10 protein-coding genes and 2 pseudogenes are annotated in these 15,266 nt (G+C 45.6%); 5 read left to right on the top strand and 7 right to left on the bottom strand.

Annotation, left to right across the window (positions count from 1 at the left end):
* Positions 1-480: 480 nt before the first annotated feature.
* From AAF463_RS24555 to AAF463_RS24535, 5 genes are all read left to right on the top strand, one after another.
* Positions 481-2,439: a hypothetical protein gene (locus tag AAF463_RS24555; protein ID WP_350262513.1), complete on the top strand. Its 1,959-nt coding sequence runs from the start codon at positions 481-483 to the stop codon at positions 2,437-2,439.
* A 1,271-nt stretch (positions 2,440-3,710) separates the two neighbouring features.
* Positions 3,711-4,196 (top strand): hypothetical protein, encoded by a 486-nt coding sequence (locus AAF463_RS24550; RefSeq protein WP_350262774.1) that lies wholly within the window; start codon positions 3,711-3,713, stop codon positions 4,194-4,196.
* Between the two features lie 615 nt (positions 4,197-4,811).
* Positions 4,812-5,867, top strand: a complete 1,056-nt coding sequence (locus AAF463_RS24545; protein WP_350262511.1) for a hypothetical protein — start codon at positions 4,812-4,814, stop codon at positions 5,865-5,867.
* Positions 5,868-6,733: 866 nt separating this feature from the next.
* Positions 6,734-7,105: a hypothetical protein gene (locus AAF463_RS24540; protein ID WP_350262510.1), complete on the top strand. Its 372-nt coding sequence runs from the start codon at positions 6,734-6,736 to the stop codon at positions 7,103-7,105.
* A gap of 61 nt (positions 7,106-7,166) precedes the next feature.
* Positions 7,167-8,786 carry an ISL3 family transposase gene (locus tag AAF463_RS24535; protein WP_350262508.1) on the top strand — a complete coding sequence of 540 codons (1,620 nt, stop codon included), beginning with the start codon at positions 7,167-7,169 and terminating at the stop codon, positions 8,784-8,786.
* Positions 8,787-9,547: 761 nt separating this feature from the next.
* On the opposite strand, the gene AAF463_RS24530 is transcribed toward AAF463_RS24535, so the two are convergent.
* From AAF463_RS24530 to AAF463_RS24500, 7 genes and pseudogenes are all read right to left on the bottom strand, one after another.
* On the bottom strand, positions 9,548-9,781 hold the full coding sequence (locus tag AAF463_RS24530) for a hypothetical protein (RefSeq protein ID WP_350262507.1): 234 nt from the start codon (positions 9,779-9,781) through the stop codon (positions 9,548-9,550).
* A 312-nt stretch (positions 9,782-10,093) separates the two neighbouring features.
* Positions 10,094-11,200, bottom strand: a pseudogene (locus AAF463_RS24525) (IS66 family transposase); the annotation flags it as partial.
* A gap of 712 nt (positions 11,201-11,912) precedes the next feature.
* Positions 11,913-12,182 (bottom strand): hypothetical protein, encoded by a 270-nt coding sequence (locus AAF463_RS24520; protein WP_350262505.1) that lies wholly within the window; start codon positions 12,180-12,182, stop codon positions 11,913-11,915.
* Between the two features lie 69 nt (positions 12,183-12,251).
* Complete coding sequence (locus AAF463_RS24515; RefSeq protein WP_350262504.1) at positions 12,252-12,473, bottom strand: hypothetical protein; 222 nt, start codon at positions 12,471-12,473, stop codon at positions 12,252-12,254.
* Positions 12,474-12,573: 100 nt separating this feature from the next.
* Positions 12,574-12,903, bottom strand: coding sequence for a hypothetical protein (locus AAF463_RS24510; RefSeq protein ID WP_350262503.1), 330 nt, complete (start codon positions 12,901-12,903; stop codon positions 12,574-12,576).
* Between the two features lie 92 nt (positions 12,904-12,995).
* Positions 12,996-13,673, bottom strand: a pseudogene (locus AAF463_RS24505) (DUF6361 family protein).
* A 321-nt stretch (positions 13,674-13,994) separates the two neighbouring features.
* Positions 13,995-14,867 (bottom strand): hypothetical protein, encoded by an 873-nt coding sequence (locus AAF463_RS24500; RefSeq protein WP_350262502.1) that lies wholly within the window; start codon positions 14,865-14,867, stop codon positions 13,995-13,997.
* Positions 14,868-15,266 lie beyond the last annotated feature (399 nt).

Here is a 15,266-nt window from a genome sequence, read left to right as displayed (position 1 = left end):
AGCGGGGGCAACTCCATCTCTGTCTCACGCTGTCTATACAATGCTCACTGTAAGCTTACGATTTACTGATAAAGTGTATCGTTGATGCGTGGCATTACCTCGGAGTATTCAGTTGTTATGTCTTGAATGAAAGCGATTCTCCGTCAGAGTAGAGTTTAGGACAGCTACGAATTCCGGACCGTAAAGGATGCACACTAAACCTAAAAAGGCATATTTGGCTGGGGCTTATGGGCACACATTGCAGTTGCAGGATGATACAGTTGCGGATAAGTCAGCATTATCAGTCCAGGAACGACTCAATACACGGAAGTGGTGTACCTCATTGGTCTGACTTAAAGAGTATCAGGCTCCTGATTACATTGTGATGATTTGATACGGAGAGGTCATTTTATAAATAATCTAATTATAAATCTTAGTCGTTAATTGATAGCAATTCATTGAAAAAAATGTGATTAAGACTTGTCTAACTTGGAATTAATCATGACCATTTCTACATCACAAAGCAGAGTAACAGTCGGAACTTATTGTAATAAACGTCACGACAATATCCCGAAAATATTTCTTGATAAGCTGGGTGTCAGCGTAAATCGCTCTACTATTCCGTCAGAAATAGTTCATTTCAGAAATCGTGTTTGCAATGTCACCAACTGTCAAAAGGAGCTGGAAAGACCAACACACCAGAATGTCGCTCAGCGTCAAAGCGTATTAGTTCCACTGTTTTTGTTGTTAAGCCAGGTAAGACTTGCTGGCAATCCCGGTGCAGAAGGGTGTAAAAATCCAGCATTTATATCTTCTAAAGACTTAACCGATTCTGCTCCCCTGGTTCCTGTTAATCACGATAACACTCCTAATTCTATTAGTGTGATAAGGGAACAGGCTGCTAATGTAGTGCATGAAATTGAGCAATTAATAATTCGTTATGATCCACTTACGTTTCCGAGTGCTTACGCTTTACCTGTAAACCTTGAAAGAGAAAGGTTGAAACAAATAGAGCGCATTCCAAGGCATGTCGTTTATGAAAAAAGAACGAGCCCCGCTGCTCCGGAACCTGTTGATATTTTAGTTGAAAAAATAGACTTTTCATGTATTGAAGAAATGAACAACTTAACTGTCGCAGATATATTCAGGCAGATAGGCAAAACTCTTAGCAGTCCAATCAAGGAACTGGTAAAAGACATTGAGGTTTTACATTATAGTCGTTATGGGCGTTGTCCAACGGCAGGAGAAAATGAGAGAATAATATCGATAGCGTCAGGTGTGGATAAAACAATATCGTTTGTCACGGGGTTTATTCCGGGTTGCCAGCCGCTGATAATAACGCAAAGATTGGGCGGTAAACTATTCGAGATGTTTGGTGATGCCATTGATAATAAGGAGCTTAATAAGGATGATGTACTTGACGTAGATGAACAGCTGCTTACTTTAGGCAGGTCGATAGCAGACTATGCTCCGCGAGGTCACGATGGAAATGTCATCGAAAACAAATTAGAAATACCCCGAGGGATGAATTTCAAAAATAATAAGATTGTAGTCAATATCAATGGAATTGACCGGGATGTACTGTACGAAAACAACAAGGTCAAAGCGAATTATAAGGGCAGATATGAAGAGATATCCTATTCCTATAATAGTGGTGAGTGGTACAGGGTCAGAAAAGGTAAGTCAATCATTGGATATATATCTGGCGATAAAACCCCTGGCGGCTTTATGTTGTCGCGTAAAAAAAATGGATGGGACATTTATAAGCGTGTAGACAGTGAGACTGGACAGCTTTATAGTAAAAGCTATGTGTTATCTAAAAGAGGAAAACTTATACCCTTTCGGGTGATAAAGAGCGAAATAAGAAGGTATCAAGATGAGAGGGAGTTATACCTTAAGAATGCCTGTGAAATTAATATTCACAGGGCAAAACGATCGCCTTGTACTATTAGCGGAACTGTAAACTCTCTGGGGTTAGTTGAACAGAAGGGTTTTGCGGGTAAACTCTACCGCGCAGATAAGAGAAGTCCTGACGAACTGAGTAGTACAGACGTATTTGGACCATCGGGTGACTTTACTGCTATTGAAAAGATGCGAGCTGAAGGTGAGGCATTGATTGTGTCAGAAAGTCTTGAGGGAGTTTTAAGATATATATCTTCTCAGGGGGAAACATATCATCTCTACGAGATTTCAGCGGATGATGTCAGAGGCTGTTCGCTTCGGGGGAACATCAATGGAAACAGTGAAGGTGTAAAGAAATATCTGAGTGTTGCACCCGAAAAAGGGGGGGATATTGATTGGGGGTATGAAACTAATGGTGCAATATTTTTATTTGAAGCCCATGTTTACCCTGAAGATATCACAATAGAAAAAGTAAAATATTTAGGTACTAATCACGACGCTGAGTTTAAAAATAAAATACAAAGTCTCGAGCACGGTAGTTGGAAGAACTATATGTAAAGTTCCAATCAGAACATTGATTTTCATTCCACTTTTGGCCTTCAGGTGATTAAAACTACGGAAGGTCTTACAGGTTTGATACAGGCATCGGTCTGAACCTTCGGGCGACGATGCATCGGCGTGAAGCCCAGGGCATAAAGCTTTGCCTGCAACGTGAGGCATTTCATTGGACCTCCATTATCGCTATGCAACATCAGATGCCTGACTTGACATTTTTCCGGTTAGGCTGACCCGCCGCCACAGCTTTTAGGTTAGCTGAAAAATCAAGATTAATGTTAATTTGATGAACGTTTGCATCAACAGCGAACGGAGGAAAGTCAAACGGCGCATCCCGGCCGGGAAGATTTGTAGGAGCACCAATTTATTTGTAGGCGCTGAACCCTACTCTGCGCTGATCTTTGAGATCGGGATAAAGGTTGAACGTAGGCAGAAAAAAACACCCCTTGTAACATGACTATATTCAACCTTAAAGCCATATAGCAGCTGACTTATTACCAGTATCCAGAAGATAATTTATAGCTATAAGGCTAACGCGCGTATCCATTGGACGAGTAAGCTGGTCTTTAGGGCCGAGGTCGTTTTTGGTCGCAATGCTGAACATCCTGATGGCTTTAACGAACGCAAGCTCAACTGGGTTCTTATCGACGGTCATGATGATATCTTTTTCGGATAACATGAGTTCGAAGGATAGGACGATGCCGGCGACATGAATAGCCTGGCTCTTGATTTCTTAAGCGGTTCTGGCGGCACTTTCGACATCGCTGTCAGCATAGCGGGAGAGTTCGACGCGACTGTCTCGCAGGTCCGCCGCTAACGTATTGATTGCCGCAGTTAGAGCGTTAATGTCCGTTTTAATGACTCTGGCGCCCATCTCATGAGCCCGCTCTGCAATTGCAGCCTGGCACGAAACTGATTTTGATTACGGCTGAATACAGGCAAGAATCAGTGCTACTGCTGACTGTAATTGCTGGTTTTTAATTTCATGACAGACCTCATTATCGTCATCTCTCGACGAGGCTTATAATTCAACGACTGAACGTGATTATATTGTATGCATCCGATGTGGACCGTTATAAAGATTATAATTTCTACCAGTCGGAGAGGTTAAGGATTAAATCATAGTTAATAACATGGTGCATTCTCGCAGGTAATGTGATCACCCTTGCAATAATGTTCCCACTAAGGTTTTAGTCAACCTGTTGCCTTGAATGATCGTTTAGGCTAACAGCGACTTCAATCATATGGGAAACGACATGAATTATTTGGGCATAATGTTAATGGCGATGATGGGAACAGTATCAGTACAGGCTGAGGAACCGGACCTTACCGTAATCAATAAAGACGGTGCGTTGCAGGTGCAGGTGGGAGAACCTACCTTTAAACACACATTGCATTATCGTAAACTTTATGAAGAGAAGCCCTTTCCTGATGCAGTAATTTATTACTATCAAAATGGAATTTACAAAATTATTTCTCAGGGTGAAGACCATTTTGGGCTGTACGTTTTACAGGGTAAGTTCAGCGATCAGTCGTATACTATACGTTATATCTCGATGCCATCCCGGGATTGGGGAAAGAAAACTGCTTATCATCAGTTGACGTTTGTAGACGGTGGTGATCGCAGTATTTTTATTCAAAATGCTATTACTGATACGGGAGAGCAAATTAGTCAGCAAAATGGTGTTTATCAGCTGGAAAATAATACCGAAACCAATGCAGCTAACCCAGAGTGGAGCGCGGACAAAGCCATAAAGTAGCACCCTTTTGATCCTGAAAGGGCGTTGCTCTCTCAGAGCGCCCTGACTTATGCATTTTAGCATCATTACATCACCATCAGACCCCATAGTAAACATCATGAATCGTTTCAATTGATGCTCTCGAATACCTTTCGCTTACTGCAATAGCCTCAACTTGATTCTCAGTATGATTTCAAAAGATTGACCGTTAACGGTTGGGATATGAATGTTTTCTCCTTAGGAATTGGTGAACCTGATTAAGACATTACAACTGACGGCCAAGCGTAGAGAGGGCGCAAAACAGCTTTTTCAATATCTGTGAATAAAGAGGCCTGTAATGTAACAAGTCCGGAAGGTGCGAACGGTTAAAATGAAGGAAGAGTGTTTTTTTTAATCGGTAGGTATTAAAAAACAATGGCATCAGATTAATTTAATGTGTCTGCTCGTTGTATAATGTGATTTGTGTTAACCTCGTCCGGATTCGACATGTTTTACTGATAATGAGAAGGACAGGAACGAAATGCTCTGGCAGGAGTGTGTGATTCTGTCTTCTGCGTCAAATATGATGTTCATTTTTTGTTAAAACTGAAAGTCAAATAATCATTGACCTGCTTTGATATTAAATTGAGGGTTGAAATGAAAATCAATATCGCATCACTTAATGTCTGCACTTTTCATCCTGTCCCTTTTGATGTTCCTTTCCCTGAGCCTGTTGAACCGCCTGACAGAAAGGATGAGCAATCATTCAATGAATATATTTGGCAAAAGTTTGAAGAAAAGAAAATTATTTTAACGGATGGCTTGTCTGCTGCACTTGATAAAAATAAACGCACAGATGCTGAGTGTCTTTTTTTTACGCTGCCAGAATTTTTCTGGAACATAAGTCCTTACGCAGTTTGGCACGAGGAAGAGCTGGCGGTGCTGGCTGATTTTCATAATTATGAAATAAAATCTTATCTGCAGAGCTTTATCAAAAAATTTCCTGAGAGCGAATTTGGTAAGATTATACTCCTTCCCGGCACAGCTGGCTCTCTGCACAAAGTCATGTCTGATAACGTGAACGCCAGCACTTATACAGCCTATAATTGTATTTTTTGTGTTAATAACTTTTCCAATCCAGAAGAGCAGGTCAGTGTCTCTGTGTGGCCCAAAACAAACCTGGCTGGTTATGACTACGGCTATTCAATGGAGGCCGGTGACCCTGTCAGGTTTAAAGTGGGAAAACCCGGGAAAACATTTATAGTGGATGTGAAAGCAAAAAGTGCCAGCAAAGCTTCTCATGAAAATCCGCATGATTCTGTGTTTTATAATGATATTTTAAGCAATGTCCCCTTTATGATAAGTCTGTGTGCGGATTATCATGAAGCTGTAGATTTCAGGATGAATGAATGGCTAAACCCGGCACCAAAGATTCACTTTTTGTTAGCCTGCGCAATGACATTGAATCAACATAAACGTTATCCATTATCAGTCCAGTATTCTTATCGCAATGATGGCTTTGCTGTTGGCAATATCTGGCAACCCATTAAAGGTATGAGTGAGCTTAAGCGCGTTGAAGATGGGGTGATTGTTGATGCAGTAAGTAAACCGGTAAACATCACTGACTGCATTAGTGATGATGACTATTTCATGCTTAAGAAAAAGGCAGCGGATGAAAACTTGCTTTCTTTTTATACTATTGAAGTTAACTGACAGCATTGTCTTTTCATTCAAGATTTCATACGTTCCGAATGCTATACAGTAAGGACGTAAAGACAAAAAAGCTAAAGGCAGGGGATTGTGTTACGCAAGGTTGATCTGTTTAATCCCTACTATGCTCTGGTCTGCCCATGCGTGTATTTTACGAGCCCGTTTTTGCAGCTGAGATGGGATTTCTGACAAAAATTGAACGGGCACACCCGGCGTGCTGCAACTCAAATGACTTTATATATGTTGATTAAGATGCCGGATAGTAAGATCGGGTATCAAAATGCAATGTCTACTTTGGTAAAGATCATCTGTGCCTGCTGAAGTGATAAAAAAAACGCCAGCCTAAGTGGCTGGCTAAAAAAATAACAACCATCAGGTATAAAATTCCGCGTTAAACGGACTCCTGTGTTAACGACATCTGCCTGAGAAACTTTAGATCGCAATCACCCGAATGAAAATTTTGATGCCATTTTTTCTTGTTGTGATAGCCTTGTTATCATTATGGTTATAGCTTTCCCTGGCTGGATTTTTACCGTTTTCGCTATTAAAAACCTGGTAGATAGGTAATGAAATTTAATTCGGCGATCGGATATCCATGAAATCACTTCTCCAAAAGATTGAGATGCCGGGAGGAAGCCTACATTGTTAAAACCCCGTTGACCTCAGTCGCGCCCGTGATCATGTCCGTTAATCGCCGCAGAATCATTAGCCCTGTGCATATGGTCAATATAATTCATTTAATGGTTAACCACGAGAGATTGCTTCGTCAGGGATATATCAACTCAAGAACTAAGTGAAACGTGCCGATAAAATCCGTTTGACGTAAACCATGATGCCGTTTTAGCACATTCACATATTTAAGAGTTTGTATGGCGATGGAATCCCCTGAAATTCAGCTCAGAGAGCTGAATATTGCTTTAAGCGGATTGCGCGACGCGGCAACTAAACTCGGCACTGATGAATTCGACGAGAAACTGCTTGATGTCATGCGACGTCTTTTGCTGGCCGAAGTGCTTGCTGACACCTGGATTATCGCGATGGGCGGTTCGCAGGGTGCTGGCAAAACGACCTTAATGGCCAGCATGTACGATTGTCGTGGCGAAAACATGGGGTGGTTGCAGAGTAATGAGGGCCGCGGCGAGAAGATGCCGATACTCAATCGTAAGGATAAGTGTCAACAGCAGTCGAACTTTGACCCACCTTTGTTTAACAACAGCAGTTGTAATTTGGGTCTTCCGTAACTTAGGTGGACAAAAATTGATGAAACTTTTTAGTTAACAAGGATCTAAGCTGTTTTAAGTTATGGATAACAAAATGGCCTCACTTAAGACACTTTTACAGCTACCGCGCGGGTGGCAAACCTGCCGACAGATTACTGGTACTGATGGAATAACCCTCCATCTCCGCGGCACGCGTAAAACGGCATCATGTCCTGAGTGCCTCGCGCGCAGTAATTCTGTTCATAGTTGCCGGCGGCGGCGAATACAGCATCTTCCATGCTCAGGCCAGGCCCTCTGGTTAGTCTTCGCCATCCGGCACTGGTACTGCCGTAACCCATCCTGTTCACGTAAAATTTTTGCTGAATCGCTTGCTCCCTTTGCAGATCCGCAGCAGCAGTCTTCTGCATTGCTGAAAAATCTGCAGCATCAGCTGGGGCTTATCGCAGGTGGTGAAGCAGGGAGACGAGCTGCAGTAGCTTCAGGAATACAGATCAGCGCGGATACTTTACTACGCAGAGTGATTCATGCTCCGGAACAAACAGAGAACCGGACCAGGCATGTTGGTATTGACGAGTGGGCATGGCATCGGGGCCACAGGTACGGCACACTGATCGTAAATCTTGATACCCATCGCCCCCTGGTGCTGCTGCCAGGCCGGGAGCAACGCACTCTGGCGGCATGGTTCAAAAAATACCCGGAGATACAGGTCGTCTCACGCGATCGTGGGGGGATCTATGCGTTAGCTGCTCGCGATGGTGCACCGCAGGCAATACAGGTGGCCGATCGCTGGCATCTGCTGAAGAATATTGGTGATGCGCTGGAGCGCATGATGTACAGACACATGCCATTGATACGACTGGTGGCCACCGGGTTATCGCCCAAAAAACAGAACGCTGAAGCGTCTTTGGTGCCAGCTTCAACGTTACGTCGCCCTGAACGTATTAAACGAGAGCGGCGTGACAAACGGTATCAGCGCTGGGCTGAGGTAGACTCTCTTCATAAAAAGGGTTGTGGGATAAGAGAAATATCGCGTATCACCGGGTTGTCCCGGGTGACGGTTCGCCGGTGGATACAGTCAAAAGCGTTCCCTGAAATATCAACTAAGCCACCCAGACCCGGGCTACTTGATCCATGGCAGGAGTGGCTGGAAGAACAACGGATAAACGGTAACCATAATGCCGGGCAGCTATGGCGGGAGATGGTAAATGTTGGCTTCACCGGGAGCGAAACGACGGTCAGGGATGCTGTAGCTAAGTGGCGTAAGCAGGTTAACAGTCCCGTTATCGCCCCAGTTCGACTCCCCTCAGCATCCAGGGTAAGCCGCTGGTTAATGCCCTGGCGAATGATCAGAGGAGAAGAAAACTATGCATCCCGCTTCATCGAATCGATGTGCCAGAAAGAACCGCAACTGAAAATGGCGCAACAACTGTCACTCGACTTCTATCGAATGTTGAAAACGAAGAATAAATCGCAGTTAAATCAATGGTTCTCTGACGTCAGTCAAAGTGGGCTCATTGACCTTCAGCGTGTTGCGTCCGGTATGGAAGCGGATGCAACAGCAATACACGAAGCGATAAGCAGCAGATGGAGTAATGGCGTTGTGGAAGGCCATGTAAACCGCCTAAAAATGCTGAAACGGCAGATGTACGGTCGAGCTGGCTTCGAGTTACTGCGACGACGAGTCATGAGCCCTCTGGCTTAAACAACTCCACCTAAGTTGCGGAAGACCCACTATTCCATTGCTGCTAACAATAAGGACATTACGGTGCCGCAGGGATATGTGAAAAGGCTGGTTGCGGATGAAATTACGCGTGATTTCAGACCTGAAGAAATTGAACTTACCATGAGTGAATTTCAGAAAGTCATCTGTGATCCCGACGCAAATGATCTGTTGCCTGTGCTTAGAGCGCCACCGCGGTTTTTTCAGGCGGGTTAATCAGTACAGGCTTAGCTCAGGCATTCGAACACATGGTAACCGATCTTCAGTCTCGCTTGCCAGGCAGGTGGCAGGGGGGTTGGGAACTTCCCGGATGGTCGGATAAGCGCGTAGATGAGCCACTTTCCGGGTAAATATCTTTTTGTTATTACGGTTCAGTCGATATGGCTTACATAAGTTACCATAACAAATATTTCCAGGTTTAAGAATGAGCGAGTTTAATACAAAGAGGCATTTGAATCAGTCTGATATCACTTAGTTTTTATTAACGAGGAACACCTGAAATAATTTATTCTTATATTTTATGTGCTTTGTAACTTATTCAAGAGGTTTTTTTGGAGTGACTGTCCGGGGCGGGGGTGGATATGAAGTATGGTGTTTTTTTTGATCCGATAACGAAATCGCTGACAGATTGCAAAAAAGCAACTGTCAGCGTTCAATGAAAATTGAAGGCTCTAAGATGGAGTTAATATAGTAAGCCCTGCAAATCTAAACGTATAGTCAAGAGTGCAAGTAATCAAATCAGTTTATTCTTTGAGGGGCGTAAATTTTTCATTTGGCGCTTCACTTACAGACTTAAGTAAGTCGTTCAAACTATGCGTACTCTTGGTGTAACTGAAACCAGGAATGGGTTCCGGCATGGCCTCTCGCCTTATTGTGTTCAATGTCCGGGTGAAGCTGTGCCTGATAGCTTGTGCAAAGTTATTTAAACAACTAGAAATTGCGGTTTTAACGCCGGTCATACAGCCGATATTTGACATAATTTTATTCCTTTTGATTTTAGAAAGTTAAACCATATTACGGAATAGTTAAATCCTGTGCATTTATCATTCGCTCATGCGTGATATTATATTGAAAGTAAATCATCATAATTGGTTTTTTGTCATTTATAACAACGCGTTGTTTGGGCCAAAATACAATGTTGTCGCATCGTATGCGTCAGGGTTAAGAGCCAACGGTCATTGCCATTCCGGGGCCAGCGGAAGGCACCCTGATGAAGCCGGTGTGTGGCCAGACTCCGGTAAGCGTCCGGTGAGCTCACATTGCGAAGCAGAGTGAGTCAGTAGCGTGGGTTAAGGTGTTGTTTCGGAGCTGAACACCCGGATGCTGATGGGACAAGAACGGTACGGCAGCTTCTTCAGCACGTCGCGCAGCCATGACTGCAGCTCCAGGCCGTTCAAAGCGCCGTGTATAACAGCGTCAGCAGGTCCGCCAGCCACTCACCACCCAGTGAACAGCCAGTTTTCCTGCACACCGCCACCGGACGTATCATCTGCTCACACCGGTTGTTGTCCGGCGGCACCAGACCCTCATCCAGATAAGCCGGCATCACGCACACCGCTTGAGCGCGTACGTGATGCCCTTGTGCAGCGCGCCGCCCGGGCTGGACGCTGAATGCGTGGCCAGCTGCCAGTTATATAAAGTCGACATGTGCGGCTTCGCGTAGCGCTGTCGCCACCGGGGCTTCTGCGCCGGCGAACGGGCTTTCATTTTTCGCTCAGGCTGGTACAGGCTGCGTATCTGCTCCAGCGCGGTTTTTGCCTCCGGGCTGCCGTTCATCTTATACCGCTCCATGAATTTCCGCCGCACGTGCGACCAGCAGCCCGCCTCCCGGATGGCGGAGGCCAGGGATGTGCCCTCCGCGTCAGTGTCCCCGCGGAACAGCGCGCCGTAGCCCGCGTACCCGTCCACAGCCAGCGTGCCCGACCAGCCGGTCAGCATTGAGCGGGCATATTCCCCGCTGCGCCCCGGTCAGCAGTCGTACACCACCACGTCGCGGTCCTACCCCGCCGCGCTGACGTACGTCCACAGGTACCCGCCGACCGCCTGGCCCTTTTTCATGTCCGGCACCTGCTGCGGGGTTTCGTCCGCGTGGAAGACCCGCTGGCTCAGCTGGTCTTCCCTGAGCGCCGCCGCCAGCGGCGTCAGGCACGCGCCCGCCTCGCCGAACCAGCCGGACAGCGTGCTCACCGGCAGGCTCACCCCCTCGCGGGCGAAGATTTTCTGCTGGGGGTGCAGCGGCAGGTGATCCAGCACCTTCGCGATGATGACCTGCGCCACCAGAGAGGCGCAGGCTGCACCTTTTTCGACAAGCGACGGCGGTACCGCCACGCTCTGCACCATGAAGCGCGCCGGCCGTACGCCAGCTTCTCGATGACCTCGTCGCGCAAGTGGCGCAGGGCGCCGCTCCAGTCCGGGCAGGACACCGGTTAATACGTGCACCCAGGCGTTCCCAGAATTTCCTTCAGCTCAACGTATCCGTAATGATGTTCTTGCCACTTGTTCCCGGGCGTATACGGCAACGCGTTTTGCTTCTTAGCGTTCCGCATCGGTTTCAGGTTGCTGGTTTGCATCAAAATCCACTCGATAATTGCCCAGCCTTTAACACTAAGCAACTTATCGAGTGTGCCGACCCGGCTTTTCCTGCCTTTAAATGAGACCAGTATCTCAGAATTAATCCCCCGCAGGATGGCGGCATTGGTTGCATTCGCCGAGCCGAGCACCAGTTCGCAGTCCCAGCCCGTTTCGAAAATGTAGGCTTTAGCATGCAGACCGGTCGCGCTATAGACCTGTTTCGGGAGAGACGATGCGGATCATTGCTATCAGCCGCGTCATTGAGATGCAGATTACGGCTGAAAAGTTCACGTGTTTCGGGCTTCAGTGCCTGCAGGGTTTCCGGGCATGAAATGGGTCATCCTTACGTCTGCAGTTTTTGACAATAAAGTGTAGTGCTTTATCCGAGCAATAGGGGGATATAATGGCAACGCGTGAGGCGGCAGGAGGCTGCCAGCCGAAACCTTACACGCTAGGCAGGTAGAACGTGTGATCGCTAAACCCATTCGGGCAATCGCATTTAATACGCTGAAGTTCATCAGCAAAACAGATTACCTGTTACTGACGGCGTGAAAGGATTTCTCTCGTCACTAGTATCAGTGGCAGGCTAAACAGATATTTCAGCGCATTGCTGGTTTTCTGTTTACGCTCTGTCATCCGTCTTTCAAGATGAAGTGACAGATCCCATGAGGCATCCATCGTCAGATTACGCGTCAGTATTGCCAGCCTGCACATAACATTACCAGGGACGTCGGGATGAACGAAACGGATAGCCCAGATATTAGGAAGAAATACGCCCCCATCAGGCACGTCAACTTCAACAATCATCTTTTCCAGCAGACTCAGCAGCGCACCCCGATTGCCTGAGGTGGGCACCTGTATCCGGCCTCTTTGCATTTAGACAGAGATAACGTCTGAGTAGCGGCCTATCGCTTTAAAATGGCTGAAAGGATCAGCCTTTTGCGGATCGCTGGACGCCATCAGCGACAGATGAACCGACGCCTGCAACAGAAAACCAGGATCGAGTGATAAAGCCGTAGCGATGGCCTTATCAAATATCATCGAAGGTGGCGTCTTCAGTACAGAGGTATACAAGCTCCGGACGTATTGGTTTAACATGCCTCTCTCCCTATAAGGCCATTCGCCAGGCCATTTAAAATGTTATGGCTGTGTTCCAGCGGTAAGTGAATTTTCCCGTACCAGCATAGCCCCCCACTGCTCAATTGCGCGACGGTTTCTGAAACGTGATTGAGTGCCTTTCAGGCCCATCTTTTTTTCTTATCAGTGCAAGGGATTGTTCATCACTGAACAACGTCTTCTGTGAGCGCTGAATCTGTGCCACCAGGTATTTTATAAAAGCACGGGTTTTCAGGGGAATAACCTGACCCTTTTGCTCAGCAAGTTGCCAGAGTCGGGTGATATTCCATCCCCGGATATCGACAATAGGTAGTATTGACAGCCAGTCGTCAATGTTAGATACATGAACATCGATGAGGGGTGGCATTAAGTTTGCGCGCCAGCTGCAGATTATAGGAGAGGGCTGCGCCATAGATAATGTCCGGGAATTGCCTAGCGTGTAGTAGTTCCTGAGATGTGGCAGGGAACGTCGCGTATTCGGGATGCATCCATGGCGCCTCTGCATCAACGTGACAGGTGCGCCATCAGACTACCAGGACAGGATTTCATTATCCGGTCACGAAGAAAACTGGCTTCCTCGCGAGTTAAATCGAAACTGGCATCATGTGGGAAATTATCCGGCAGGAACGGCAGTCCAGAGTGCCAGATGAGCGCGATTTTAAGGCGATCGGTATCAAGGTCATCCTCTCTTTCACGCTCAGCACTTTCCCATGCCACATTTACATCGAGCCTGATGTAGATTTCATCAACATGCTGGTAATACTCATCCTGCGAAAGCGAAACCTGACGAATGCCCCATTGCTTCAGGCCAGACCAGTAAACTGACGCGGGCAGTCGTTTGACATGTTCACCCGCTCGTTTACCAAACGTGCCGTCGACATCATGGGAACTGAGTAAGTGCAAGAGCAGCGTGCGTTCCTGCTGCTCAGTAAGGCGAGCGAAGTGAGTGGCTGGAATATATTTCGCTTCCAGCTCCTGAGAAACCCAGGGTACAAACAGCATGTAACGTTAACGTGTCTGAATGGTGCTGGTGCCGGGAAAGAGCTGGCCGGCAAAACTGTCTCTGATTGCTCCCAGGCTAAGCTCATCGCGGCTTTCTTTTTCCTTAAACTGAGCCAGCAGTCTTAACGCGGCATCCTGCGCATTTTTGACGTGATCGAGCCAGACAAGAGTGGATGCCATAAAATGTCCTTTATAACAGTGGCGGGTAATTCTGACGATTAATCTGTGGTCCCCGTCAGATGCGGGACATGACTCAGCACGGGCAGATACTCACCGGGCATTATGCTTTTCACGCAGGTACTGGAAAAATACCGGATGATTATCCTCATTCTCTGGTGACCTGAAGCAGTATACGTGTCCATTTGATCAAATAGTCCGGGTCGTAAGGGCGATAAAATACGCAGCAAGTGTATTAACTCTCATGTGACCGATGCTGCCCCGCGTTATTCTGCAAAAATACTACGCAGAAACCTGCGATTTTCATGGGACTCATTATATGACCTACTGATGGGCTTCCTCTTCGTGCTGCCCTGAGCTTTCCCTGTTAACGAGTGATAATGTCATATGAGATAGTTTCGTTCCTGTTATTTTATAACACTGAGTTTCATTTTTAATGATATATAAATCTCCATTATCTGACTTTGCGCATGTCGTTGATGCATGCGCATCAAGGAAAAGAAATATTTCCTGAAAGTTTTCTACGTAACGCATCGTATTAAAGCCAATAAAAAACAAGGCAACAAATACAGCCAGTGAGGATGCGCCCGTTAATACTTTTTGAGCGTCAAACGCTCTCTTTTTCGTGGTGGAAAACGTCAGGAAATTAAGGAGGTTGTAAGGCATGAATATAGTTAATGCTATCAGGATAAGTCGTTCGACGTTATTGTCTAAATGCAGTGCCTGAATCACTGGATTTGCGATTAATACCGAAATAAGCGCTGAAACCACTAATTTTACTAAAGACATTTCGCGGGTGAAGATGTACACATAAGCTAAAATACCTGCGATCAATGCACCCGCAGGTACAGTGAGGAAAAACGCGTATACGTAGGCAGAATAGTTGATGTTTTCAATTGAAATCCCATAGGTAATATTAAGTTTTAACTTTACAAACCATAAGCACGCTGAATAGATAAGAACAGTAAAAGCCCATTTTATAATCCCATTATTAAACACAGCATTTAGTGTCTCTTTGTTCTCAAAGTATAATAAAAAGAGAATGCCCGTCGAGGATATGAAAAGAGGTAGTGCTATATTTACGTTGTTTTCCCAAAGTGGGGCGTTCAGGCTCAAATAATAAAACAAGCCTAAATAAATAATTGACAGATAGTGTGATTTATTATGTTGAATATCGAGTTTTTTAATGTTTTCCATCAGGTTCATAGGGGGCCTTGAATTTATGTTCGCACAGAACAGCTAATGATAGCGAGTGATTATTGTCGGTTGAAAATAAATGCCTTGTTAATCTGGGGGTTACTAAGATTTCAACAGGCTGAGTTATTGATACCATAAGATGTTTTTGGGAGCGGGTAAAGTCTGTTATGCCATTAATTAAACGTCTTCTTACCTCCTGCCTCCCCTCTACGGTATCTATTAGTGATTTTGGTTATACTTAATAACTGGAACCAGTACCGTTAAATCTGCATTATCCCTACCAGACATGGTTGATAAAATTAAATCCCTTTTTTTTGAATTAAATTTGTTGTCAGCATTTACTGAAATTATCTGAAAACTAAAATCGGGTGCAGCTTAAAACTGATACAAATGTATAAA

The organism is Pantoea sp. BJ2, assembly GCF_040255075.1.
GTDB classification, from domain to species: domain Bacteria; phylum Pseudomonadota; class Gammaproteobacteria; order Enterobacterales; family Enterobacteriaceae; genus Pantoea; species Pantoea leporis.
The sequence above is the reverse complement of the archived record's forward strand: the minus strand, read 5'-3'. Positions and strand labels throughout refer to the sequence as shown.